General features: G+C 61.8%; 22 protein-coding genes, 2 pseudogenes and 1 riboswitch. Of the genes and pseudogenes, 7 read left to right on the forward strand and 17 right to left on the reverse strand.

The genetic code is table 11. The features are described 5' to 3' along the window. Window positions 1–10: 10 nt before the first annotated feature. The 15 genes and pseudogenes from AB4O25_RS10705 to AB4O25_RS10775 form a co-directional block, all read right to left on the reverse strand. The gene (locus AB4O25_RS10705; protein ID WP_460150847.1) at window positions 11–739 is read right to left on the reverse strand and encodes an adenosylcobinamide-GDP ribazoletransferase; all 729 of its coding nucleotides are present in this window, start codon (window positions 737–739) and stop codon (window positions 11–13) included. A 2-nt stretch (window positions 740–741) separates the two neighbouring features. After that, window positions 742–1,317 carry an alpha-ribazole phosphatase family protein gene (gene cobC, locus AB4O25_RS10710; protein ID WP_065878096.1) on the reverse strand — a complete coding sequence of 192 codons (576 nt, stop codon included), beginning with the start codon at window positions 1,315–1,317 and terminating at the stop codon, window positions 742–744. After that, entirely contained in the window at window positions 1,314–2,369 is a 1,056-nt protein-coding gene (gene cobT, locus AB4O25_RS10715) for a nicotinate-nucleotide--dimethylbenzimidazole phosphoribosyltransferase (RefSeq protein WP_460150848.1), read from the reverse strand. The genes cobC and cobT overlap by 4 nt, the downstream gene beginning before the upstream one ends. After that, entirely contained in the window at window positions 2,366–2,887 is a 522-nt protein-coding gene (gene cobU / locus AB4O25_RS10720; protein WP_017527575.1) for a bifunctional adenosylcobinamide kinase/adenosylcobinamide-phosphate guanylyltransferase, read from the reverse strand. The genes cobT and cobU overlap by 4 nt, the downstream gene beginning before the upstream one ends. Continuing rightward, a pseudogene (locus tag AB4O25_RS10725) lies at window positions 2,887–4,340 on the reverse strand (cobyric acid synthase). The gene cobU and the pseudogene AB4O25_RS10725 overlap by 1 nt, the downstream one beginning before the upstream one ends. Continuing rightward, window positions 4,337–5,326, reverse strand: a complete 990-nt coding sequence (cobD, locus tag AB4O25_RS10730; protein ID WP_065878102.1) for a threonine-phosphate decarboxylase CobD — start codon at window positions 5,324–5,326, stop codon at window positions 4,337–4,339. Before cobD ends, AB4O25_RS10725 begins: the two are co-directional and overlap by 4 nt. Beyond that, window positions 5,319–6,227 carry an adenosylcobinamide-phosphate synthase CbiB gene (gene cbiB, locus AB4O25_RS10735; protein WP_460150849.1) on the reverse strand — a complete coding sequence of 303 codons (909 nt, stop codon included), beginning with the start codon at window positions 6,225–6,227 and terminating at the stop codon, window positions 5,319–5,321. The genes cobD and cbiB overlap by 8 nt, the downstream gene beginning before the upstream one ends. Further along, complete coding sequence (bluB, locus tag AB4O25_RS10740) at window positions 6,224–6,874, reverse strand: 5,6-dimethylbenzimidazole synthase (RefSeq protein WP_017527571.1); 651 nt, start codon at window positions 6,872–6,874, stop codon at window positions 6,224–6,226. Before bluB ends, cbiB begins: the two co-directional genes overlap by 4 nt. A gap of 4 nt (window positions 6,875–6,878) precedes the next feature. Further along, on the reverse strand, window positions 6,879–8,198 hold the full coding sequence (locus AB4O25_RS10745; RefSeq protein ID WP_460150850.1) for a cobyrinate a,c-diamide synthase: 1,320 nt from the start codon (window positions 8,196–8,198) through the stop codon (window positions 6,879–6,881). After that, window positions 8,195–8,807: pseudogene (gene cobO, locus AB4O25_RS10750) on the reverse strand (cob(I)yrinic acid a,c-diamide adenosyltransferase). Before cobO ends, AB4O25_RS10745 begins: the two are co-directional and overlap by 4 nt. 79 nt (window positions 8,808–8,886) lie before the next feature. After that, window positions 8,887–9,132, reverse strand: a riboswitch (cobalamin riboswitch). A 97-nt stretch (window positions 9,133–9,229) separates the two neighbouring features. Continuing rightward, window positions 9,230–9,769, reverse strand: a complete 540-nt coding sequence (locus AB4O25_RS10755) for a C40 family peptidase (protein WP_017527568.1) — start codon at window positions 9,767–9,769, stop codon at window positions 9,230–9,232. A gap of 144 nt (window positions 9,770–9,913) precedes the next feature. Continuing rightward, a complete protein-coding gene (locus tag AB4O25_RS10760) occupies window positions 9,914–10,543 on the reverse strand; it encodes a C40 family peptidase (RefSeq protein WP_017527567.1) in 630 nt (209 codons plus the stop codon). Window positions 10,544–10,752: 209 nt separating this feature from the next. Then, window positions 10,753–11,457 carry a DnaA regulatory inactivator Hda gene (gene hda / locus AB4O25_RS10765; protein ID WP_017527566.1) on the reverse strand — a complete coding sequence of 235 codons (705 nt, stop codon included), beginning with the start codon at window positions 11,455–11,457 and terminating at the stop codon, window positions 10,753–10,755. Between the two features lie 203 nt (window positions 11,458–11,660). Beyond that, complete coding sequence (locus AB4O25_RS10770) at window positions 11,661–12,734, reverse strand: AI-2E family transporter (protein WP_065878111.1); 1,074 nt, start codon at window positions 12,732–12,734, stop codon at window positions 11,661–11,663. Window positions 12,735–12,773: 39 nt separating this feature from the next. Then, complete coding sequence (locus tag AB4O25_RS10775) at window positions 12,774–13,811, reverse strand: DUF2066 domain-containing protein (RefSeq protein ID WP_068938079.1); 1,038 nt, start codon at window positions 13,809–13,811, stop codon at window positions 12,774–12,776. A gap of 356 nt (window positions 13,812–14,167) precedes the next feature. Between AB4O25_RS10775 and purM the strand changes: the two genes are divergently transcribed. From purM to AB4O25_RS10810, 7 genes are all read left to right on the forward strand, one after another. Continuing rightward, window positions 14,168–15,226 carry a phosphoribosylformylglycinamidine cyclo-ligase gene (purM, locus tag AB4O25_RS10780; RefSeq protein WP_065878114.1) on the forward strand — a complete coding sequence of 353 codons (1,059 nt, stop codon included), beginning with the start codon at window positions 14,168–14,170 and terminating at the stop codon, window positions 15,224–15,226. Then, a complete protein-coding gene (gene purN / locus AB4O25_RS10785) occupies window positions 15,226–15,876 on the forward strand; it encodes a phosphoribosylglycinamide formyltransferase (protein ID WP_017527562.1) in 651 nt (216 codons plus the stop codon). Before purM ends, purN begins: the two co-directional genes overlap by 1 nt. A gap of 8 nt (window positions 15,877–15,884) precedes the next feature. Beyond that, the gene (locus AB4O25_RS10790) at window positions 15,885–16,598 is read left to right on the forward strand and encodes a DUF3108 domain-containing protein (protein WP_017527561.1); all 714 of its coding nucleotides are present in this window, start codon (window positions 15,885–15,887) and stop codon (window positions 16,596–16,598) included. 307 nt (window positions 16,599–16,905) lie between these two features. Continuing rightward, window positions 16,906–17,094, forward strand: a complete 189-nt coding sequence (locus tag AB4O25_RS10795) for a hypothetical protein (RefSeq protein WP_017527560.1) — start codon at window positions 16,906–16,908, stop codon at window positions 17,092–17,094. A 285-nt stretch (window positions 17,095–17,379) separates the two neighbouring features. Continuing rightward, window positions 17,380–19,272 (forward strand): IucA/IucC family protein, encoded by a 1,893-nt coding sequence (locus tag AB4O25_RS10800; RefSeq protein WP_223271399.1) that lies wholly within the window; start codon window positions 17,380–17,382, stop codon window positions 19,270–19,272. Beyond that, window positions 19,262–20,473, forward strand: coding sequence for an MFS transporter (locus tag AB4O25_RS10805; RefSeq protein WP_017527558.1), 1,212 nt, complete (start codon window positions 19,262–19,264; stop codon window positions 20,471–20,473). Before AB4O25_RS10800 ends, AB4O25_RS10805 begins: the two co-directional genes overlap by 11 nt. Before the next feature lie 11 nt (window positions 20,474–20,484). After that, the gene (locus tag AB4O25_RS10810; RefSeq protein ID WP_017527557.1) at window positions 20,485–22,605 is read left to right on the forward strand and encodes a TonB-dependent receptor; all 2,121 of its coding nucleotides are present in this window, start codon (window positions 20,485–20,487) and stop codon (window positions 22,603–22,605) included. A gap of 92 nt (window positions 22,606–22,697) precedes the next feature. Here AB4O25_RS10810 and AB4O25_RS10815 read toward each other — a convergent pair whose 3' ends face one another. Together AB4O25_RS10815 and mazG are read right to left on the reverse strand one after the other, a co-directional pair. Beyond that, a complete protein-coding gene (locus AB4O25_RS10815; protein WP_017527556.1) occupies window positions 22,698–23,243 on the reverse strand; it encodes a DUF2058 domain-containing protein in 546 nt (181 codons plus the stop codon). Between the two features lie 25 nt (window positions 23,244–23,268). Further along, window positions 23,269–24,102 (reverse strand): nucleoside triphosphate pyrophosphohydrolase, encoded by an 834-nt coding sequence (mazG, locus tag AB4O25_RS10820; protein ID WP_217855289.1) that lies wholly within the window; start codon window positions 24,100–24,102, stop codon window positions 23,269–23,271. Window positions 24,103–24,203 lie beyond the last annotated feature (101 nt).

The following is a 24,203-nucleotide window of genomic DNA, read 5'->3' on the forward strand; positions in this document are numbered from 1 at the left end:
CAAGAAAGTGTTACAGCGCCAGGCCGACCACTACCGCGACCTCAAGCAACTCCAGCAAGGCCCCAGCGGTGTCGCCCGTGGTGCCGCCGAGACGCTTGATCATCAATTGGCGCAGCCCCATAAAGCACAGCGTGGCGAGCAACACGGCCACCCCGCCGTTGAAACCGCCGATGAGGACGCACGCCAGACCGCTGAAAACCAGCACCTGCTGGCCGACGGTCCTGGGTAAATGATCCGACAGTGCCTGACCCAATCCGCCTGCCCGCACATAGCGCGTGGTGAGGAACAACGCCAGCATCGAGGCCCGCCCGATCAGCGGCGCCAGGATCAATGCCGCACCGTTGTGCTGTTCGATCAAGGCCACCAACGCGGTGAATTTGAGCAGCAGCACCAAACTCAGCGTGACCACGGCAATCGGCCCGCTGCGTGGGTCTTTCATGATGGTAAGGGTGCGTTCGCGGTCGCCGAAGCCACCCAGCCAGGCATCGGCGCTGTCCGCCAGGCCATCCAGGTGCAGGCCGCCGCTGAGCAACACCCAGGCGGTCAACAGCAGCGCGGCATGCAGCAACAGCGGCGCGCCCAGCAGGGCCGCATTCAAACTCCACAGCAGCAACCCGAACAGCAACCCGACCAACGGATAAAACAGCAATGAACGCCCCAATTCCAGGGGCTGCGGCATCCCCGGCAGGCGAATCGGCAAACTGCTGAGAAATTGCAGAGCGATCCAGAACGGCAGCATCGTCAGATTCCTTCCTTCAACCCACCATCGGCGGCCACCCGCAGACTGAACAAGCCGCCATGGCCGACCTCCACATTCAGCAGTTGCTCACGGGGCAACCCCCGCGCACGCGCCAGCAGCAAGCGCATCACGCCGCCATGGCTGATCAACAACACCCGCTTACCGGCATAGGCCTGATACAAGCGTGAGACAGCGCCCAGAACCCGCTCAGAAAATTCGCCCACCGGCTCGCCATCGGGCGGCGTAAAGCTGTAGGGATCGGCCCAGAACAGCCCCAGGCCTTCGGCATCGGTGTTCATCAACGCCGCCGCGCTCTGCCCTTCCCAAGCGCCGAAATGCAGTTCTTGCAGATCGTTCTCCAGGCTCACCGGCAGGTTGAACCGCGCACCCAATTCATCGGCGAACCGCGCGCAGCGCTGCAATGGCGAACTGACCACCCGGTCCCAAGGTCCTCGCTGCGCCACTGCGGCGCGCATCTGCTCCCAGCCCCTGACGGTCAATGCGTCGTCCAGGCTGCCACGCAGGCCGCCGCCCAGTTCGGTTTCGCCGTGACGCAGCAGGTCCAGGTGCAAGGTCATGCCGGGCGGTCCGCCACGGCCGCTTCGGCAAAGGTCGCCATTTGCCCGTGCAACGCACAGGCCAGGCGCAGCAGCGGCACGGCCAACGCGGCGCCACTGCCCTCACCCAGGCGCAGGCCCAGGTCGAGCAACGGTTGCGCATCAAGGCTGTGCAACACGTGCCGATGGCCGGGCTCCGCCCCGCGATGGCCGAACAGCAACCAGTCGCGGCATGCCGGGTTCAACCGCGTGGCGACCAGCGCAGCGACGGTGCAGATAAACCCGTCCACCAGCACGACGATGCCTTCCTGGGCGCACGCCAGGTAGGCCCCCACCAATGCGGCAATCTCAAAACCGCCAAGATTGAACAGGGTGTGCAGGGCATCATCGCGCTGCCCGGCGTGCAGCGCCAACGCGCGTTCAATCACGGCCACCTTGTGGCTGACACCGTCGGCGTTCAAGCCCGTGCCAGGGCCTGTCAGGTCACTGGCCTGGCACTTGAGCAACGCACACGCCAGCGCGCTGGCGGCGGTGGTGTTGCCGATGCCCATTTCGCCGCCGATAAACAATTGCGCAACGTTTTCACGGGCACGCAGCACGCTATCGCGACCCGCTTGCAGCGCCAATCTGCCCTGGGCAGCGGTCATTGCCGGGCCCTTGACGAAATTGGCGGTGCCGACGCCTATGTTCAGGTGATGCACGCCAGGCAAGCTCAGCGAAGGGTTCACCGTGCCGAGGTCCACCACTTCCAGCTGCGCGCCCAACTGACGCGCCAACACGCTGATGGCCGCACCGCCGGTGACAAAGTTATGCAGCATTTGCCCGGTGACTTCCTGGGGATAGGCCGACACGCCCTCGGCGACCACGCCGTGGTCACCGGCAAAAATAGCGATCCACAGCCGGTCCATCGACGGTTTGACCTGGCCCTGCAAGCTGGCCAATTGCACGGCCAGCGCTTCCAACTGGCCGAGGGAGCCGGCAGGTTTGGTCAATTGCTGTTGGCGCGCCAGCGCCTGCTCGTACGCAGAGGCGTCAATCGCCTTACACGGGTTGAGCCACCAAGTGTCAGTCATAACGCAGTACCTTTCAAAGTCAGGGGCAGGCCGGCAACGGTCAGGACCACGCGCTGACACCGTTCGGCCAAGGCTTGATGCAGCCAACCGGCTTCATCCACATAGCGGCGAGTCAATTCGCCCAGCGGCACGACACCCAGACCGGTCTCGTTGCTGACAAAAATGATTTCACCCGCCAGCGTGCCCAGGCTTTCCAACAATTGCTCGCGCTCGAACGCCAGGCGCTCCGGGTCTTCGAGCATGAGCAGGTTGGTCAACCACAACGTCAGGCAATCCACTAGCAGGCAGCGGCCGGGGGCGGCGTTTTCGCGCAGCACCCGCGCCAACTCGATCGGTTCTTCGATCAAGCCCCACTGCTCGGGGCGACGCTTGCGATGCAAGGCCACGCGGGTGTTCATCTCGCCGTCCAGCGGTTGGCTGGTAGCGATATAAATGACAGGCAACGCGCTGTCGCTGGCGAGTTTTTCGGCGAGGCGACTTTTACCGGAACGGGCGCCGCCCAGGATCAGTTGGTGCATCAGGCGACTCCACACAAGGTGCGCAACAAATCCGTATCCAGGTGGCGCTCCACCAGGTCCGCCAACCGCTCGATGTCGCGCTCGCGCAGGGCGTGGTAATCCACCGCCTGCACGTTGGCCAACCCCGCCCAGCGCAGCAAGGCGCTGCACGCGGCCGGGGTTTCGAACAGCCCGTGCAGGTAGGTGCCGAGGATCTGCCCGTCGGCACTCAGGGCGCCATCGGTACGGCCGTCATCCAAGTGCACGGCAGCGCTCGACAAGGCTTCGCCCGATGTTACGCCGGCATGGATCTCATAGCCGCTGACCTCGGCATCTTCCAGCAACAAGCGACCGCGAACGTTGCGCAGCTGTTTTTCGTGCTCCAGCGTGGTGCTGAACGCCAGCAGGCCCAGGCCATCGCTGGAACCCGCCGGCCCTTCCAGGCCCAACGGGTCGTGCACCTGCTCGCCAAGCATCTGCAAGCCGCCGCAAATACCGAGCACCTTGCCGCCATAACGCAGGTGCCGCGCCACGGCGGTGTGCCAGCCATTGGCGCGCAGATACGCCAGATCGCTGCGCACGCTTTTCGAGCCCGGCAGGATAATCAGGTCGGCGGCGGGTATAGGTTGGCCCGGCCCGACGAACTGCAGATCCACTTGGGGATGCAGGCGCAGCGGGTCGAAATCCGTATGGTTGCTGATGCGCGGCAACACCGGGACCACCACCTTGAGTACCTGCGCGGCCTTGTCGATCTGGCGATGGTCAATGCCGTCTTCGGCTTCCAGGTGCAGGTCCATCACGTACGGCAATACGCCCACTACCGGTTTGCCGGTACGCGCTTGCAGCCAATCGAGGCCAGGCTGCAGCAGCGCGATATCACCGCGAAAACGGTTGATGATGAAGCCTTTGACCCGCGCCTGTTCGCTGGGTGAGAGCAACTCCAGCGTGCCGACCAAATGGGCGAACACCCCGCCCCGATTGATATCGGCGATCAACAACACCGGGCAATCCACCGCCTCGGCGAAGCCCATATTGGCGATGTCGTTGGCGCGCAGGTTGATCTCGCCGGCGACCCCGCCCCTTCCACCATCACCACCGGGTAGGCCTGGCTCAAGCGCGAGTGGGACGCCAGCACCGCTTGCATCGCGATGGCTTTGTAGTCGTGATAGGCCACCGCGTTCATGCTGGTGACCGCACGACCATGGATGATCACTTGGGAGCCGGTGTCGCTGTTGGGTTTGAGCAGCACCGGGTTCATATCGGTATGCGGCGCCAGGTTGGCCGCCTGGGCCTGCACCGCCTGGGCGCGGCCTATTTCGCCGCCTTCGGCGGTCACCGCACTGTTGAGCGCCATGTTCTGCGGTTTGAACGGTGCCACTGCAATGCCTTGGCGCACCAGCCAACGGCACAGCGCAGTCACCAGGGTGCTTTTACCCGCATCGGAGGTGGTGCCTTGCACCATCAGCGTACTCATGCAGCGTCCTTATAGGCAGCCAGCGCCGCGTCGAGGCGCAGCCAATCGACCTCGGTGTCGGGCAGGCCGAAGCGCAGGCTGCTGTCGTGCACAAACAGGCGCAGCAGAATGCCGCGCTGGGCCATGAATTCGTGCATGCGTTCGGCATGCGGAGTGATCAACCATTGGAACAAGGCGCAGCCGCCCTGCGGTTCAAAGCCATGGCGTTGCAGCAACTCGAACAAGCGCCGGCCGGCCTCCAGGCACCGGGCGCGCTGGTGCGCGTGGCCGGCGGTGTCGCGCAGGCACGCTTGGCCAAGCACCCGCGTCGGCCCACTGACCGCCCACGGCCCGACCTGCTCGGCGAGCAACTTGAGCAGCCGGCGCTCGGCCAGCACAAAGCCCAGCCGTACACCCGCCAGGCCGAAAAACTTGCCGAACGAGCGCAGTACAATCAGGCCAACCTGATGGGCCTGGCTCGCCAGGCTCAATTGCGGGGTCACGTCCATAAACGCTTCGTCCACCACCAGCCAGCCGCCGCGCTGGGCCAGCCGCGTGTGCCAATCCAGCAGGCGCTGCGGGCTGAGGCTCAGACCGGTGGGGTTGTTGGGGTTGACCACCACCAGCACATCGAGGCCATCGAGGAAAAAGTCGACTTCCTGCTCCTGCACCTCACGCACCACGTAACCCGCGCGGCGCCAAGCTTCGGCGTGTTCGGCGTAGCACGGCGATAACACGCCGACCTTGCCCGCACGGCGCAGGCGTGGCAGCAACTGGATCGCCGCCTGGGAACCGGGCACCGGCAACACGTGCGCCGCGCCGTAATACTCGCCGGCGGCCTGCTCCAGGCCGTCGTCGGTTTCCGGCAGGCGCGCCCAAGCGCGTAGCGGTATCTCGGGGATCGGCCAGGGCCAGGGCGCAAGGCCGCTGGAGAGATCCAGCCAGTTGGCCTCGGCAATCCCGTATTGAACCGACGCTTTGCGCAGCCGACCACCGTGTTCAAGCATAGAATTGCGCCCCCGCGCATAGGATCAGCAGCCACAGCCAAACGCCGCGCTGCACCAGTTGCCAGCCTCGTTCGATTGAATCGGCATCCGCCGCCGGGCCTTCGCCCAATGGCGGGCGCTGGTGCAGCTCGCCGTGATAAATCGCCGCACCGCCCAATTCGACGCCCAGTGCGCCGGCCCCGGACGCCATCACCGGCCCCGCGTTGGGGCTGTCCCATGTCGGCCCCTGGGTACGCCAGCATTTGAGCGCCAGGGCGGTTTTGCCCAGCACCGCGTAGGTCAAGGCCACCAGGCGCGCAGGAATGTAGTTCAGTACGTCGTCGATTTTCGCCGCCGCCCAGCCAAAGCGTTCGAAGCGCTCATTGCGATAGCCCCACATGGCGTCGAGGGTATTGCTCAAACGGTAGAGCACCACCCCCGGTACGCCAGCGACCACGAACCAGAACAACGCGGCAAACACCGCATCACTGCCGTTTTCGAGCACCGATTCGGTGGCGGCGCGGGCTACTTCGGTGCTGTCCAGCTCGCTGGTCTGGCGGCTCACCAGGTAACTCACCCGCGTGCGCGCTTCATCCAGGTCATCGCTGCGCAACGCCTGGGCGACAGGCAGTACATGTTCACCCAGGCTGCGCATGCCGAGGGCACAGTACAGCGCCAGAATCTCCAGCGCCCACCCGATAGAGGGCGCCCACGACAGCGCGGTGGCCAGCAGCGTCAACGGCACCACGGCGATAAACCATGCCGTCACGCCATGGCTGCGCCAGCCACGGCCACCGCTATTGAAGCGTTGCTCGATGCGCCCGGCAAAATTGCCGAACGCCACCAGCGGATGCCGACGCCTGGGTTCACCCAGCAGCGCATCCAACGCCACCCCGGCGACACACAGCAAGGCCACACTCATTGACTCGCTCCCCACGTATTCTCATACAACATGTCTTTCAGCGGCCGCGGTTCGGCCCAGCCTTCGAGCTGCAACATCGGTGCCGGATAGAATTCGGCCACCGGCCCCAGGCACAGCACGGCCAGGGGTTTGGCGCCGGGCGGCAGGCCCAGCAGATCGGCCAGGGCCTGGGGGTCGAACAACGATACCCAGCCCATGCCCAGCCCTTCGACACGGGCAGCCAGCCATAGATTCTGGATCGCACAGGACAGCGAAGCCATGTCCATTTCCGGCAAGGTACGGCGGCCGAAAATGTGCCGCTCGCGATCATCCATCAACGCCGCCACCAGTACTTCAGCGCAGTCGTGAATGCCTTCGACCTTGAGCTTCATGAATTCATCGGAACGTTCGCCCAGGGCTTGGGCGGTGCGCACGCGCTCTTCTTCGACCACTTGCTGGATTTGCCCACGCAGGTGGCGGTCGCTGATGCGGATAAAACGCCACGGCTGCATCAAACCCACACTGGGTGCCTGATGCGCGGCCTGGAGCAGGCGATGAAGCAATTCGGGAGCCACCGTACCGCCGCTGAAGTGGCGCATGTCGCGGCGCTCGGCGATGGCGCGGTAGACGGCGTCGCGGTCGGCCGGGGCAAATGCGTTGTCGGTCATGGCCCTATCGAGGGCAAGCCCCTCCCACATTGGGTGCAAACAAGGCGGCGACCGCTGATGGGTTCGATGGGAAATAAAAGTGCACATAAGAGGCTGTCATCCGCCCCTGTCGGTAAACCGCCTCGGCACCGCGCCCACCGTTAGGGCTCAGGCCACGGGCAATCGGCTCGCACTCGGTGCTGGTCAGGGAATGGTGATACGTGTGCCCGCGCAACACGCCTTCCGGCAATTCGACGCTTTGCAGGGCCAGGGCCGCGAGTTTCTTTTGCATCACCGCATCGCCCGGTAAAAGGCCGAGCAGTTCGGCACGGTTGCCGTCGACGTCGGTGAGCGAGTCCAGCAGGTAGAGCATGCCGCCGCATTCGGCGAGCAACGGCTTGCCGGCGGCGTGGTGGGCGCGGATGGCAGCGAGCATCGGGGTATTTTCCGACAGCGCCTGGTGGTGCAGTTCCGGGTAACCACCGGGCAGATAGAGGCTGTCGGCGTCGGGCAGTGCGTGATCATGGATCGGCGAAAAGAAGCTCAACTGAGCCCCCATCGCTCGCAGCAGGTCGAGGCTGGCGCCGTAGGTGAACGCGAAGGCTTCGTCACGGGCGACGGCGATGCGCACGCCCTTGAGCAATGGCTCCGCCTCGATCACCTGCGGTGCGGCGAAGGCCACCGGCGGCGGCAGCGCGACTTTGCAACTACCGCCCAGGGCTTGGGCGGCGGCGTCCAGGCGCACATCGAGATCATTCAATTCGCTGGCCTGCACCAGCCCCAGGTGACGGCTGGGCAGCTCGATACCGGTCTCACGTGACAACGCGCCGTACCAGCGCAGGCCTTCGGTGAGGCTGCCTTCGAGCAACTGCGCATGGCGCAGCGTGCCGACGCGGTTGGCCAGTACCCCGGCAAACGGCAGGTCCGGCTGATAGCGCGCCAGGCCCAATGCCAGCGCGCCAAAGGTCTGGGCCATGGCGGTGCCGTCGATCACGCCCAACACCGGCACGCCGAAGTGCCGCGCCAGGTCGGCGCTGGACGGCGTGCCGTCGAACAGGCCCATCACGCCCTCGATCAGGATCAGGTCCGCCTCCCCCGCCGCTTCCCATAACAAGCGGCGACTTTCCTGCTCGCCCACCATCCACATGTCCAATTGATAAACCGGCGCACCGCTGGCGCGCTCATGGATCATCGGGTCCAGAAAGTCCGGGCCGCATTTGAACACGCGCACGTTGCGCCCCAGGTTACGATGCAAACGGGCGAGCGCGGCGGTGACGGTGGTTTTGCCCTGGCCGGACGCCGGAGCGGCGATCAATACAGCCGGGCAATGACGGGGCGGGTTCACAGTTCGACGCCCTTCTGTGCCTTGATACCGGCCTGGAACGCATGCTTGAGCATGCCCATTTCAGTGACGGTGTCGCCCATTTCGATCAACTCGGGCTTGGCGCCACGGCCGGTGACGACCACGTGTTGCATCGGTGGGCGGGCTTGCAGGTCGCTCAGAACATGATCGAGGTCGAGGTAGCCATGCTTGAGGGCAATATTGAGCTCATCCAGCACCACCAGGCCAATGGACGGGTCTTGCAGTAATTGGCGCGACACGGCCCAGGCGGCTTCGGCGGCGGCAATATCGCGCTGCCGGTCCTGGGTTTCCCAAGTGAAGCCTTCGCCCATCACGTGAAAGCGCACTTGCTCGGGGGAAACGGCGGAAAAACAATTCTTCGCCGGTACTGTTACGCCCCTTGATGAACTGCACCACGCCGCACTGCATGCCATGGCCCATGGCGCGGGCGAGCATGCCGAATGCCGAGCTGCTCTTGCCTTTGCCATTACCGGTGAGCACCAATAGCAAGCCGCATTCATTGGGTGAATTGGCGATGCGCTCGTCAATCACGGCTTTTTTGCGCAGCATGCGTGCCAGGTGGCGTTCATCGCGGTCGGGGGTATCGGTCATGGCAGCTCTCCGTTGGGGCTGAACAAAAACGGCGGGCAGGGAAAAGAAAAAACAGACAGCCAAGCATCGCCCACCGTGATGCTGTTGGATGATCCTGGCCGGTCTCCGGGCTCATGAGTGGCGTTCTGAAGCGAACAGGCCGACGCTGCGCCTTCCCATATCGCGAGCGATACAGTGGCTCAATGCAGGGTCTTGACTCATTTACCGTTGCGGGGGCAGCGCCGGAATTGCGGCGGCGCTGTGTATAAGCGCGCTCACTCACCGGCTTCCCTGTTTCACTCTGTCGACCCACGGGTCACAGAGCACCTGGAACAAGCGGCGAAGGTTAGTGGGTTGGAGGGCTAGCTGCAAGCGTCAAGCCTAAAGCTACAAGCAGGCATTGCGCCGTCTTGCAGCTTTAAGCGTGCAACGTGGCATTGATTCTAAGGATTACGCGCCAGATTGCCCGGCAATACGCGCTTGGCACTCAGGTAAGCATTCTGCCAATACGCTTTGGACAGGGTGTCCAGTTTCACCGTGCCACCGGTTTGCGGCGCATGGACAAAGCGACCTTCACCCACGTAGATCCCAGCATGGCTGACCTGCGAGCCACCACCGGTGGCGAAGAACAATAGGTCGCCGGTTTGCAGGTTCTGCTCGCTCACATCCTGGGCGCGCATCACGATCAGCTCGCGCGTGGTGCGTGGCAGGGAAATGCCGGCGGCGTCGCGGTAGACGAAGCCGATCAGGCCGCTGCAATCAAAACCGGAGTCCGGCGTGTTACCGCCCCAGCGATAAGGCGTGCCGACCAGGCCCAGCGCACGAAAGAGCACGTCTTCGGCAGCAGGCGAAAAGTTCTGGGTGGAATAATTGAACACCGGCTTGGGCTTGACCGCGATGGGCGCAGGCGGCGGTGTGCGGCTGGCGCAGGCGCTGAGAAGCGCGGCGCAAACAATTAGAATCAGGCGGGCCGAGGTCGACATGTGCAGAACAATCCTGGTCTGGATGCGGCTTTCGCTGCCGAACGCTGAAAACCAGAACGCGCAAGCAAAGCTCGCGCGAACGGGTTACAACAATATCCAGGGATTCTAGCGCTTACGCGTCAAACTTCAAGTATCACTTTAAGTTTACTTACTGGCGGTAACCGTAGTCGGGGCCATGGCGAGTGCGCGCTTGGCTTCGATGAAGGTTTTGCTCCAGTAGCTGTCACCCAGGCTGTCGACTCGCACACCGCCACTGCGACGGCTGCTGGAGTGGATAAACTGGTTGTCACCCAAGTAGATACCGGCGTGACTGACACGACCACGGCCTGCCGTACTGAAGAAAAGCAGATCACCGGGCTTGAGGTTGTTGCGTGCGACCAACGGTGCTTTCACGTTGATCATTTCGCGCGTGGAGCGTGGCAGGTTCATGCCGGCTTCTTCGCGAAACAGATAGCCGATAAAACCGCTGCAATCGAAACCGGCTTCGGAGGTACCGCCGAAACGGTAACGGGTACCGATCAGGGACATGCCGCGTTCTAGGATACTGTCGGCCAGAACTGGAAGCTGGTAAGGCTTGTTGCCGGAGAAATCGGCCAGTTCTTTCTCGGTTGCCAGCTCTTCTTCATAAACGGAAGCAGACTGCGCAGCGACGAATTTTGCCTGGGACTGTTGTTGAGGCTTCTGCTGCTCTGCCACGTGTTGAGGGTGGGAGGCGCAACCAAACAACAGGGTAACGAGTGCGAGAGGCACGAGGGGTGCGAAGCGATTTAGCATGGGCACGACCGTGGCTGATGTGTAAAGAAGCCGAGACTATGCCCTCTATCACATCGATTTGCAAATTCAATCGTGCGCTATGTGACTTCGCGATTGGACCGTGACATCTAAGCCCTGATTCCAATTAATGACGTAAATGCGTAGCCCGCCGGGCTCAGACGCAGGTTTTCTGGCGCCTGAAAAGTGCCGAATCGTGACAAATCAACGTGTTACCAACCCAACGTCTCTTTGAGAAAAGGGATCGTCAATTTTCGTTGCGCCTGCAAAGAGGCCTGATCGAGCTGCTCAAGCAAATCGAACAAGGCGCTCATGCTGCGGGTACCGCGGGTGAGGATAAAGTGCCCCACTTCGTCGGTGAGGTGCAGGCCACGACGGGATGCACGCAATTGCAGGGCGCGCAGCTTGTCTTCGTCGGACAGGGGGCGCATCTGGAAGATCAGCGCCAGGGTCAGGCGTGACTTGAGGTCGGCCAACTTGACCGGCAATTCCCGAGGCGACGTGGCGGCGGCAATCAGCAAGCGCCGGCCGCTGTCACGCAAGCGATTGAATAAATGGAACAGCGCCTCTTCCCAATCCGCCTTGCCGGCGATCACCTGCAGGTCATCCAGGCACACCAGTTCGTACTGTTCAAGGTTGTCGAAGATGCCGATGCCGCGATCCATCAGCTCAGCCAACGGCAGGTATACCGCCGGCTCACCCATTTGCTCGAAGCGCAGGCAGGCGGCCTGCAACAGGTGGGTACGCCCCACGCCATGCTTGCCCCACAGATAGATCAGGCTTTCAGTCCACCCGGCGTCGGCTTCGCAGAGCCGCTCGACATAGCCGAGTGCAGCGGCATTGGCGCCTGGGTAGTAATTGATAAAGGTGGCGTCATCACGCAGACGCACACCTAAGGGCAGCTGAATCGGTTTCATGCTGACTGAACGGCTCCCATCGAACCGTTAGTGGCCTCTGTGTAAAGTTTGCAAAGTTTATACCCGTGAAGCCGGGCGCACAATGCAGCAGACCACAAGCAAAATCAAAGGTTTGCGTTAACTTGCCGGTTTTTTGCGGTTTGTTTGACGGCACAGGGCCATAAACGCCAAACCCGGCCGAAGCCGGGTTTGTGACGCCGCGATTACAACTCGGGGTCTTCGACGCCCGTGTACACCTCGGAATCCTTGTACAAATCATGTACATGGCGCACCAGCACCATAATCACCGCCGCCACCGGCAGCGCCAGGAGGATGCCCGTAAAGCCAAACAGCTCGCCGCCCGCCAGGATCGCAAAGATCACCGCCACGGGGTGCAGGCCGATTCGATCGCCCACCAGCAATGGGGTGAGCACCATGCCTTCCAGGGCCTGGCCGACCATGAATACCGCAACAATGCCCAGCATCGGGTAAAGGTCACCGCCAAACTGGAACAGCCCGGCCACCAGCGCCGCACCGATACCAATCACAAACCCCATGTACGGCACGATGGCGGCCAAGCCCGCGATCAGGCCGATCAACAGGCCCAGCTCCAAGCCTATCGCCATCAAGCCGGCGGCGTAGATGATCCCCAGTGCCAGCATCACCAGCAACTGCCCGCGCACGAACGCCCCGAGCACTTCATGACACTCACCGGCCAGGGCGACGATGCGCTCCTCGCGGTTGCGCGGCAGCAGGCTGCGGATCTTGGCCATCATCACATCCCAATCGCGCAGCAAATAGAACGCTACCACCGGGATCAGCACCAGGTTGGTCAGCCAGCCGATCAATGCCAGGCTGGAGGCGGTGGCCTGGCTGAGGATCACACCCACGATATCGGTGGTCTGGCCCATATGTTCGCTGATCGCCGCCTTGACCTTGTCGAACTTCCAGAAGCCGTCCGACAGCCCGAGCTTGGCCTGGGCCCACGGCATCGCCGTGTGTTGCAACCAGTCGAGCATCTGTGGCGCCAGTTCATAGAGGCGGAACAATTGCTTGGCCAACATCGGCACCAGCACCAATACCAACGCGGTGATGATCAGGGTAAACAGCGCGAACACCGCGACAACCCCCAAGGTCCGCGACAGCCCGGCCTTCTCCAGGCGATCCACCACGGGATCGAACAGATAGGCGAGCAGCAACGCAACCAGGAACGGCGTCAGGATCGAATGCAGCAAGAACACAAAAACGCACAGCAGGACAATCCCGCCAAGCCACACCCAACGACGCGTATCCGCCATACACCACTCCATGCTTCTATCTATATAAGGAAGAACTGTTTACCAACGAAACCGCAGTTGCGCCTGAGGCTCAGGTGCGGCGGGCGGTTGCGCGCCTGGCGCTAACGGTTGCGGCGCAGGCTCGCCCGCGGGAATTTCCTGCAACTTGGCCAGGCTCAACTGGGTGCGCAACTGATCGGCGCTGCCATTGACGCGATACACGATGCGATCGCCCTCCACCCGCAGCGGCTGGCCACCAAACGGCTCAAGCAAATGCCCCAGCGCCGCATAGCGTTCCAGGGTCATGCCCTGCACTTGCAGCAATTGTTCGGTGCTCACGCCCGGCTTGACCGCAAAACGCGGCGCCAGCTTTTGGCTGATCGCCAGCATCACCGCGTCGGCCACGGCGCCGGTATCGGCACCTTGGGCGGTGCCCTGCTCGCTCTTGTCACCCAGCCACAGGCGCCATTTGGCTTGCCATTGGTTGCCTTCCTGGCGCGCATGCACCGCCAGCAAGGCGTCGGCACCGTAACGTTCGGAAGCGGCGCGCAAGGGGGTGGCATCGGCGCTTTCCAGGTTCGGCGCGGTGGCCACGACCTGCTCGTCCAGATCCCCCAGGGGCAGGCGCAGCGGCAAACCGCGATGTTGTGCCGCGCGGCGCAGGGCCTGGGCAACGCTCTGGCCATCGCCTACCAGGCTGCTGCCTTCGGTGGAATCGTTGAGCCACCAGCCGAGGATCGACGGCCGATTGCTGCCCCAGATCGACAGGCCCGCGTCACGCAGGGCGCGGTCGGTGCTGACCGGATCGAAGTCCACTTGCAGGCTCTCGGGCGGCCCGGCGTCATAGCCATATTGGGTGATGATTTGCTGCGGGTCCTTGCGAATCGCCGCCAGGCCCGGGCCCTCGGCGGCTTTGGCGTCGCCGGTCAGGCGGATCACCATCGTCTGCACCGCACGCTGGGTGGCCTGATCGCGCTCTTGCGGCGATTGGCTGCTAACCGGTTCAAGTACTTGATACAGGCCATTGAGGGTTTCGGCATGACTCGCCAGGCTGACCAACGACAAGCAGCCCACAAAGAAGAATTTACACAGACGCATGGAAGATTCCCGAACGACAAATTTAGCGGCTGGAACAGACCGCATGAACTCGGTTTGCCATGGCTGTGACCATGGCGACCGACAAAACATTCACAGGGCCTCGGTAAGTTTTCGCGCCGTCATAACGATAGCGGGTTCAAGGCTATACCTTAATACGGCCCGAAGCAGAGCCGATTAGCATTTTTTTAACGCGCTTTTTTCAGCTATATAGCCCTGCCCGTCGGCCCGAGGATGGCCGCTGCCCCTCAAGCCTGATAAAATCGCGCGCCTTCGCAGACCGTCAACGGCTGGGCCTTTTACCAAAAGCGCCTGCCCGCTCGGTCGTTACCCAGAAATCCCCCCTAAAGGCCTGGATCATGAGCAAGCAACCCTCCCTGAGCTACAAGGACGCCGGTGTAGACATCGACGCCGGTGAAGCATTGGTCGAACGCATCAAGAGCGTCGCCAAGCGCACTGCGCGCCCCGAAGTCATGGGCGGCCTGGGCGGTTTTGGCGCCCTCTGCGAAATCCCGGCCGGCTACAAACAGCCTGTATTGGTGTCCGGCACCGACGGCGTGGGCACCAAGCTGCGCCTGGCACTGAACCTGAACAAGCACGACAGCATCGGCATCGACCTGGTGGCCATGTGCGTCAACGACCTGGTGGTGTGCGGCGCCGAGCCGTTGTTCTTCCTTGACTATTACGCCACCGGCAAGCTCAACGTCGAGACCGCTACCCAGGTAGTGACCGGCATTGGCGCGGGTTGCGAACTGTCGGGTTGCTCGCTGGTCGGTGGCGAAACCGCCGAAATGCCCGGCATGTACGAAGGCGAAGACTACGACCTGGCTGGCTTCTGCGTCGGCGTGGTAGAGAAAGCCGAAATCATCGACGGCTCCAAAGTGACGGCCGGCGACGCCCTGCTCGCCCTGCCATCGTCCGGTCCGCACTCCAACGGTTACTCGCTGATCCGCAAGATCATCGAAGTGTCCGGTGCCGACATCGAGAATATCCAGCTCGACGGCAAGCCGCTGACCGACCTGCTGATGGCCCCGACCCGCATCTACGTCAAGCCACTGCTCAAGCTGATCAAGGACACCGGCGCGGTCAAGGCCATGGCCCACATCACTGGAGGCGGCCTGCTGGACAACATCCCGCGCGTGCTGCCAAAAGGCGCCCAGGCGATTGTCGACGTAGCCAGCTGGCAGCGTCCTGCGGTCTTCGACTGGCTGCAGGAAAAAGGCAACGTCAACGAAACCGAAATGCACCGCGTGCTGAACTGCGGCGTGGGCATGGTGATCTGCGTGGCCCAGGAGCACGTCGAAACCGCGTTGAACGTATTGCGTGAAGCCGGCGAGCAGCCTTGGGTCATCGGCCAGATCGCCACCGCTGCCGAAGGCGCGGCTCAGGTTGAACTGAAGAACCTCAAGGCTCATTAATGTCTCAGACCTGTGATGTCGTGGTGCTGCTTTCCGGCACCGGCAGTAACTTGCAGGCCCTGATCGACAGCACGCGCACCGGCGACAGCCCGGTGCGCATCGCTGCGGTGATCTCCAACCGCAGCGACGCCTATGGCCTGCAACGCGCCAGAGACGCGGGTATCGAAACCCGCTCGCTGGATCACAAGGCTTTCGAAGGCCGCGAGGCCTTCGATGCCGCCTTGATCGAACTGATCGACGCCTTCAATCCAAAACTCGTGGTACTGGCCGGTTTCATGCGCATCCTCAGCGCTGATTTCGTTCGGCACTATGAAGGGCGCCTGCTCAATATCCACCCTTCCCTGCTGCCCAAATACAAAGGCATGCACACCCACCAGCGCGCACTCGATGCCGGTGACAGCGAACATGGCTGCAGCGTGCATTTTGTCACCGAGGAACTCGATGGCGGGCCTCTGGTCGTACAGGCAGTGGTTCCGGTAGAGTCTGACGACTCGGCGCAGACGCTTGCGCAACGGGTCCATACCCAGGAACACAGGATTTACCCGCTGGCGGTACGCTGGTTTGCCGAGGGGCGATTGATTCTTGGTGACCAGGGTGCATTATTGGACGGTCAGCTACTCGCGGCCAGCGGCCACTTGATTCGAACCTAGGAGATTTTATGCGTCGCGCCTTGCTCTTCGCTTTCGCTCTGTTTGCCTTGCCTGCCGTGCAAGCGGCAGACCTTCACCCTTTCTCCGCCAGCTACACCGCCGACTGGAAACAGCTGCCCATGAGTGGTTCGGCTGAACGCAGCCTGACCAAGAATGGCGACGGTACGTGGACCTTGAATTTCAAGGCCTCGATGATGATCGCCAGCCTGACCGAAACCAGCGTCATCCAGTTTGACAAGGACGCCCTGCAACCCAAGAGCTACAGCTTCGAGCGCGGCGGCCTGGGCAAGGCCAAGAAGATCAACCTGGACTTCGACCAGACCGCCAAGAAAGTCACCGGCTTTGAAAACAAAGACCCGGTCAACGTGCCCCTGCAAAGCGGCATGCTCGACAAGTCGACCTACCAACTGGCGCTGCAGCGCGATGTGGCGGCCGGCAAAAAGAGCATGAGCTACAACGTGGTGGAAGGCACCGACGTCGACACCTACGACTTCCGTGTGATCGGCCCGGAAAAGGTCCAGACCAAGGTCGGTTCCATTGATGCGATCAAGGTCGAGCGCGTGCGCGACCCGACGCAAAGCAAGCGCATCACCCAGATGTGGTTTGCCAAGGACCAGGGCGGCATTCTGGTTGCATTGCGTCAGGTGGAAACCGACGGCAAGGAATACAACATCATGCTGCAGGACGGTACCGTTGACGGTAAGGCCGTCAAAGGCAGCTGATTGCGCAGATGAGCTGAACCGGAGCCTCGCTGAATGCGGGGCTTTTTTTCGCCTGGATATTTTGTGTTGAAGCTTCTACCGCCATCGAGAGCGAGCCCCTCCCAGTTTTGGACTGCGAACACTTTTAAATGTGGGAGGGGCTTGCTCCCGATAGCGGCGGCATGACCCACCCAGCCCTATCAAGCTGCCATACAACATGAAACTTCTGTCATAAACCGTCAAAGCCGTTTACTTAGCAAGCTAACAAATCATATAACAAAGGCCTGCGACGACTTGCCGCAGGTCCACCAGAGATTGGAGCAAGCAGATGACTGTAAAAGTAACTGAACGCGACGACGAACATATGTCCCACGAAGCCTTGGGCCATGGGATTCACATCTGGGATGTACACCAACAAGACCTGCTGGTCGGCATGTTCCATAACGAGAGCGACGCTCATAATTATAAAAACGAGCTCGAAGCCCTTGAGATGCAACGTCAGCCGCAAAGCTCCTGAAACGCTGAAATCGCGCCAATGCCCAGGCCCCACGCAGCCTGGGCACTGCAACCAAAAAACCCGTCTTTGAACGGGTTTTTTGCTTTTCCAAGCCCCCTGCTCCCCCGCATGAGCGCTGCAACCGCTCTAAAACAAGGCCCTGGGGAAATGTTTCCAACAAATATATGTAACAACAAATAGACAATTGGTAATGGTTCTCGATAACATCCCGACGCGTTTTACCTAGCCCCACGAATAAGGAATTCGATTGTGACGCACGGAAACTGCAGGACGCCGGAGATTTCATTGCTGGAACGTTGGACGCAGGCACTTGCTACCCCACAGTTTCAAACCGATCGCATCTCCCTCGACTCATTGGTCTGCACGCTGGCCCCCGCCGCCGAGCGCAGCTTTCAACGCTTGGTCCAGGCACTGTTTCGTGAAGGCCTATTGGCCTGCGACGCCCTTGCTTACAACGAGCGCGGTCAATGCTCGCTGGCACTCCCGGACCACAGCCACCTGCGTTTCGATCACCTTGTTCCCGGACGCATGGGCAGTTGGGACCTGCGCGGTCACGTCACCCTCTGCCGCGCAGATCAGCCTGCACAAAAAATTCAGTTCCCTTCGCAGCTGTTGACGCTGCTCAACGGTTGCCTTGAATCGCCCGCCACCTCAGAGGTACTGGCCCGGCTCAACACAGAGATCGACGACAGCTTCGTCAACGACACCCTGTGCCTCGCCTTCCATGAGCAGTGGACACTCAAGCTGCACGCCGCCATGGCCCCTGCGCATCAACACAACCTGCTCAGCCATCTCAAGCACGACCCTAGCGTCAGCAACCCTACCTCGGTGCTTGAACAGTGGGGCACGCTGGGCCATCCGTGGCATCCCAACTACAAAACCAAACTGGGTTTGAGCACGCACCAGGTCATCGACTTTTCGCCGGAATTCGAAGCTCGTTTCCCCGTGCTCCTGTGTGCGCTGCACCGCCAGTTCGCGCATGTCGAGACATTGGCCGGTACGGCGGATTATTGGCCGTGGTGGCAACACCACTTCCCACAGGCCGCCCAACAACTGACCGCGCAGTTGGCATCCCAGGGGCTTGAGGCCAGCGACTATCTTCCATTGCCGGCCCACCCTTGGCAGGCACGCCAGGAATTGCCGCAACTGTTCGCCAACGAAATTGGCGACCGCCTGCTGGTGCTGACCGACATCGTCGCGTTCAACGCCCACCCCACCATGTCCTTCCGAACCGTGCTGCCCGAGGGCCGGCGCGACGCGCCGATGGTCAAACTGCCGGTTTCACTGCGACTGACCAGTGTGCAGCGCACTGTTTCACCCCGTTCGGCCCGTATGGGCCCGCGCATCAGCCATCTGTTGCAGACCATTTTGAAGCGCGAGCCTGCGATTCAGAAAATGCTCAGCATCGTTCCCGAGCGCATCGGCGTGCACTTCAAGCCTCAGCCCGCCAATGACGAAAGCTCCCGCCACTTGGCCGTGCTCTACCGCGACAACCCGCTGAGCCTGCTCGCGCCCGGCGAAATGGCCGTGCCCGTGGGCAGCCTGTTTGCCATCGACCAGCATGGGCAACCCCTGCTGAGGCAATGGGTACGCCTGAGCAAAGGCATTGACGACGCGGATGCGATGCTCGCCTTCTTTCGGGACTACGCCGCGATCACGGTGCCGGCGCTGCTGGGTATGTACCTGCGCTACGGTGTGGCTTTCGAGGCCCATCAACAAAATGCCTTTATGGTCATGGCGGCGGATGGGCAACCGAACCGCCTGTTGTTGCGTGACTTCGGTGATATCCGGATCGACCGCAAGACCTTGCACGCCCAAGGTCTTGACATCGAACTGCACGATCCCAAGATGACCCTGTACGACGACGCGAGCTTCGTGCGTGACAAGCTCTTGCACACGGTCTTCATGTGCCATCTGGGAGAGCTGGTGTTGCTCAGCGCCCGCTACTTCGATATTCCCCAGGCGTTGCTATGGGATGAACTGTCGGCGCAGGTCAACCAGTGTTTTGATGATTTGCGCAGCCAAGTCGAACCGCAGCGCTGGGAGACTGAACGCAAAGCGCTGCTGGAGCAGGACTGGCCGGCCAAGTCGTTTATGCGCATGCGCTTGCTTGAAAGCCATGCCGACATTGTGGGTCGCCTGCCGAACCCGCTGAGCAGCCTCGCCCGTGCAGGCTAACCACACTGCGCTACGCCTGCTGGTGGTGATTCAGTTGGTGTCCATGGGGGCCATGGAAATGAGCGGGCCGTTCTGGCCGCTGCAAATCCAGAAGCTGCTGGGAGTTGCCGACGCCCACTACACCGGCCTGCTGTCGTCCCTGGTATATGCCGGGCCGATGATGGCGGCGATGCTGCTCACGCCGATGTGGGGGCGCCTGGGTGATCGTACCGGCCATAAGCCGATGATCATCCGGGCACTGCTGGCGCTGGCGGTGTGCCAGGCGTTGGCTGCCTTCACCACCGACCCGTGGCTACTGGTGGCCATCAGAGTGGCACAAGGTGCACTGGCCGGCTTCATTGCCGCGGCCCAAGCCTATGCGCTGGCCTGCTGCGGCGATGGCGGGCGCGGCCACATTTTGGCGCGCCTGCAATCGGCCACCGCCGTGGGCTCGCTGGCCGGGCCAGTGCTGGGCGGCTGGCTGATGGATATCTCGGGCTTCGCCCTGCTGTGCTACAGCGCTACCGCGGTCTGCTTGTTGTGTGCGGTGATCAGCCTGTTCTTGCCGGGCGATACGCAGCACGTGCGGCCGGCGCGTACCACGCCCGCCAGCGCGCTGCCCAAGGGCTGGCTGGGCGCAATGCTGGGAATCATCGTGCTGATTCAAGCCGCCAAGATGATGCCGCAACCGTTTTATGCCCTATACGTCGCCGACGTATTACACGCCCCGGCGTGGCTGATCGGTGCCAGCTATGCCGCCAGTGCGCTCACCCTGGCAGTGTCCGCTCCGTTGTGGGGGCGCCTGTTCGACCGTCATCAGCCGGCGCAGACGCTACGCATCATCGAATGGGTCACGTGGTCCTGCGCCCTGACGTTGGCCTTGACGGCGATCGCAAGCGAATGGCTGGGGTTCCTCGCCAGCCGGTTGATATGGGGCGTGTGGCAAGGCGCTTTGTTGCCGGTCGCGTACACCCTCATCGCCAATACCGTGGCGCCCAGCCAACAAGGTTTCGCGCTCGGCCTGGGCAACAGCGCCGCCAAAGCCGGCGCGCTGTGCGGCGTCCTGATAGGCGGTATCGGCATGGGCCTAGTCGGTCTGGCTCATAGCTTCTGGCTGGTAGCACTCACGTATGCCCTGGCCGCCCTGGGTATCCGCGCAATCCGTTCGTTCACCCGAACGCCCGAAACATCGCGTTTTTCTGTCAATACTTCTAATAACTGAAAGGCAAGGTCATGAACAAATCGCAATGGGCGGTTTTGCTGCCCCTCCTCGGATCGATCAGCGCGCCGGCCTGGGCCGATCAATCCGAGCAAACGCAGGCAGCCCCCACCAACCTGCAGCTACAGGCCACAGTGGTTTCCGCCACACGCAGTGAAACCAGCATTGCAGCGATCCCAGGCTCCGTGCAGGTCATCGACGAAAATCAGATTCGCCAGCAGGCAGGCGCGGGGCGCCGGGTCGCCGACATCCTCGGCCAGTTGGTACCGGGCATTTCGCCTTCCAGCGGCGGTATGAGCAACTTCGGCCAGACACTGCGCGGGCGCAGTACGCTGATCCTGATCGACGGCGTGTCCCAGAACGCAACGCGCGATAACTTCCGTCAGCTCAACAGCGTGGCGCCGGAAAGCATTGAACGTATCGAAGTGATATCCGGCGCCAGCAGTGTCTATGGCGCAGGCGCATCGGGCGGCATCATCAACATCATCACCAAGCGCAACAAAGGTGAAGACCTGGCGTTCAGCAGCAAGCTCGGCATGACCTCCGGCAACAACCTCAGCCACAAGGGCTTCGCCTACGAGGCCTTTCAGAGCGCAACGGGCCGTCAAGGCCCCGTGGACTGGTACTTATCGGCCAACACCGTACAGCGCAACGACCAGTTTGACGGCAACGGCAAGCGCATTCCCCAGGACACGTCCCAGGGCAGCAACATGGACACCGACACCTACGACCTGCAAGGTCGTTTCGGCTATGAGTTGGATGACGACAAGAAGATCAGCCTGTCACTGCAAGACTACAAAGACGAACAAGACACCCGCTACACCAAGAACCCACGCATCACCAGCAATGCCGTCGCGGTAAAAGGCCTGGACCTGGATGACCAGCCTTATACCCACAACCAGGCGGTCAATCTCAACTACACCGATAAGGATTTCTACGGTCAGGGCTTACAGATCGAAAGCTACTGGCGGCGCGCCGACGCGCTGTTCTTCCCGGACCTGTCGCGCGGCCGCGCCGGCGTGGCCGACAACAACAGCGTGCAAGATGTGTATGGGCTGCGCGCGGCGATTGACAGCCAGATGCCAGACATCGGCCCGGCAACCGGCAACCTGGTGTGGGGCGCGGACTATGACCATGAAACCTCACGCCAGCGCGGCGACCAATACCGCGTCAATGGCCTGACCTACACCAAGACCGGCACTACCTTCGAACTGGGCCCGGACATCGAGACCACCACCAAAGCCATTTTTGGTCAGCTGTCCTACGACATCGGTGACTGGACCCTGCGTGGCGGTGTGCGTCGCGAGTGGATCGAAAGCGACGTTGCCGACAGCATCGCCTACGGGGAAATCGTTCAGACCGGCAACCGTGCAACCCTGCCCGGCGGCACCCTTAAATACGATGACACGCTCTACAACCTCGGCGCGGTGTATCACCTGAGTGAAAACCAGGACGTGTTCGCCAACTTCAGCCAGGGCTTTTCGCTGCCGGATATCCAGCGCTTCCTGCGCGACGTCAGCAGCACCTATGACATTCAGAAACTCAACGCACAAGCGCTCAAGGTCGATAGCTACGAGTTGGGCTGGCGTGGCAATTGGGACAAGTGGCTGGCCAACGTAACGGCCTATGAGAACACCTCGGATGTCACCCAGTTCTACGACGCAAACGATCGTGTGCTGCGCCTGGTCAACCAGAAAGAGCGCGTGCGCGGCATCGAAACCAGCCTCACCTACAACGTGACCGAGCAATGGTCGGTTGGCGGCACCTACGCTTACGCCAAAGGTGAAACCAAGCAAAACGGCAAATGGATCGACCTGCCCGCCACGCGTATCTCGCCGGCCAAGACCACCGTCTTCGTCGGTTATGACCACGATGACTACAGCCTGCGCCTGCAAGGCATGCAACTGGCGGACTATGACGCTGCGTTCAAAGACAACAATGGTCGCGATATAAAAGGCTATACGTTGGTCGACCTGCTGGGCTCAGTGCGGTTGCCGGTCGGGCGCCTGGAAGGGGCGATCTACAACCTCAGCGACCGCAACTACCAGAACATGTTCGCCCAGGCCAACGCACGCGCGCCTTACCCGAATGCTCAAGGGCGCACGTTCAGCCTGAGCTATGCGGTGGATTGGTGATTGCTTGATGTAGCCCGCGGTCGGCCATACGCCGCGTAGAAACGACAAACCCCGCCTGTTGAGCGGGGTTTGTCGTTTACGGGGTTAGCGCCTTACCACATCAGATCATCCGGGATCTGGTAGGCCGCATACGGGTCATCCTCATCCGGCACCTGGCTTTCGGTCAGGATATTGAGCTGCACAATACGCTCCGGTGCCCGTTCCTGGATCTTCAGCGCCGCTTCACGGGGGATCACCTCGTAACCGCCACCGTGGTGCACGATCGCCAGTGAGCCGTTGCTCAGCTTGTTGCGCATCAGCGTATTGACCGACAGGCGCTTGACCTTCTTGTCATCCACGAAGTTGTAGTAGTCCTCGGTGGTCAGCTTGGGCAGGCGCGAGGTCTCGATCAGTTGCTTGACCTGCGCCGTGCGCGCCTTGGCCTCGGCTTTTTCCTGCTGCTGGCGGTTCAGCTCCTGATCGCGCTTGACCTTCTCGGCCTGCGCTTCCTGGGCCAGGCGCGCCTGGGTGTCATCAACCTCGGCCTGACCTTTGTGAACCAGGCGCTGCTGCTTCTGTTTCTCTTTGCCGACCTGCTTGGCCTGCTTTTGGTTGACCAGACCTGCTTTGAGCAACTGGTCGCGAAGGGAAAGGCTCATGGTGCTTACTCACTTAGGCAACTGCTCAACCGCAGCTGGACACGTTCTTTTCCTGACGTTTGGCTTCGCCCCAGAGGGCGTCCAATTCTTCAAGGGTGCAATCTTCTATGGGACGCTGGGTATCGCGCAATGCCTGTTCGATAAATCGGAAACGTCGTTCGAACTTGGCATTGGCGCCACGCAGCGCGGTTTCCGGGTCGACCTTCAGGTGCCGGGCCAGGTTGACCGCCGCAAACAGCAGGTCACCGACCTCATCGGCAATGGCCACCGAGTCGTTATCGGCCATGGCTTCGAGCACTTCATCCAGCTCTTCGCGCACGTTATCCACCACCGGCAAGGCGGATGGCCAGTCGAAGCCGACCTGGCTGGCGCGTTTTTGCAATTTGGCGGCACGGGATAACGACGGCAATGCGCCAGGCACATCATCCAGCAGGGAGAGCTGCTCCGGCGCGTCAGACTTTTGTGCACGCTCCTCGGCCTTGATCTGCTCCCAGCGCAGCTTGACCTGCTCTTCGCTCAATTGCGGGATATCCAGCGGCGCATACAGGTCGCCCGTGGGGAACACGTGCGGGTGGCGACGGATCAGCTTGCGGGTGATGCCGTCGATCACCCCGGCAAATTCGAAACGCCCTTCTTCCCGCGCCAGCTGGCTGTAATACACCACCTGGAACAGCAGGTCGCCCAGTTCACCTTGCAGATGGTCGAAGTCACCGCGCTCGATGGCATCGGCGACTTCGTAAGCCTCTTCCAGGGTGTGCGGCACGATGCTCGCGTAGGTTTGCTTGATGTCCCACGGGCACCCGTATTGCGGGTCCCGCAGGCGATTCATCAAGTGCAGCAGGTCATCCAGTGAATACATCAGTCTCTTTCCGATCAGGTACGAACACTGCCGATCATCTGTGGGAGGGGGCTTGCTCCCGATGAGGGTGGATCAGTCAGTACCTATATCGACTGACCCAC

Source organism: Pseudomonas sp. S3_A03 (genome assembly GCF_054668275.1).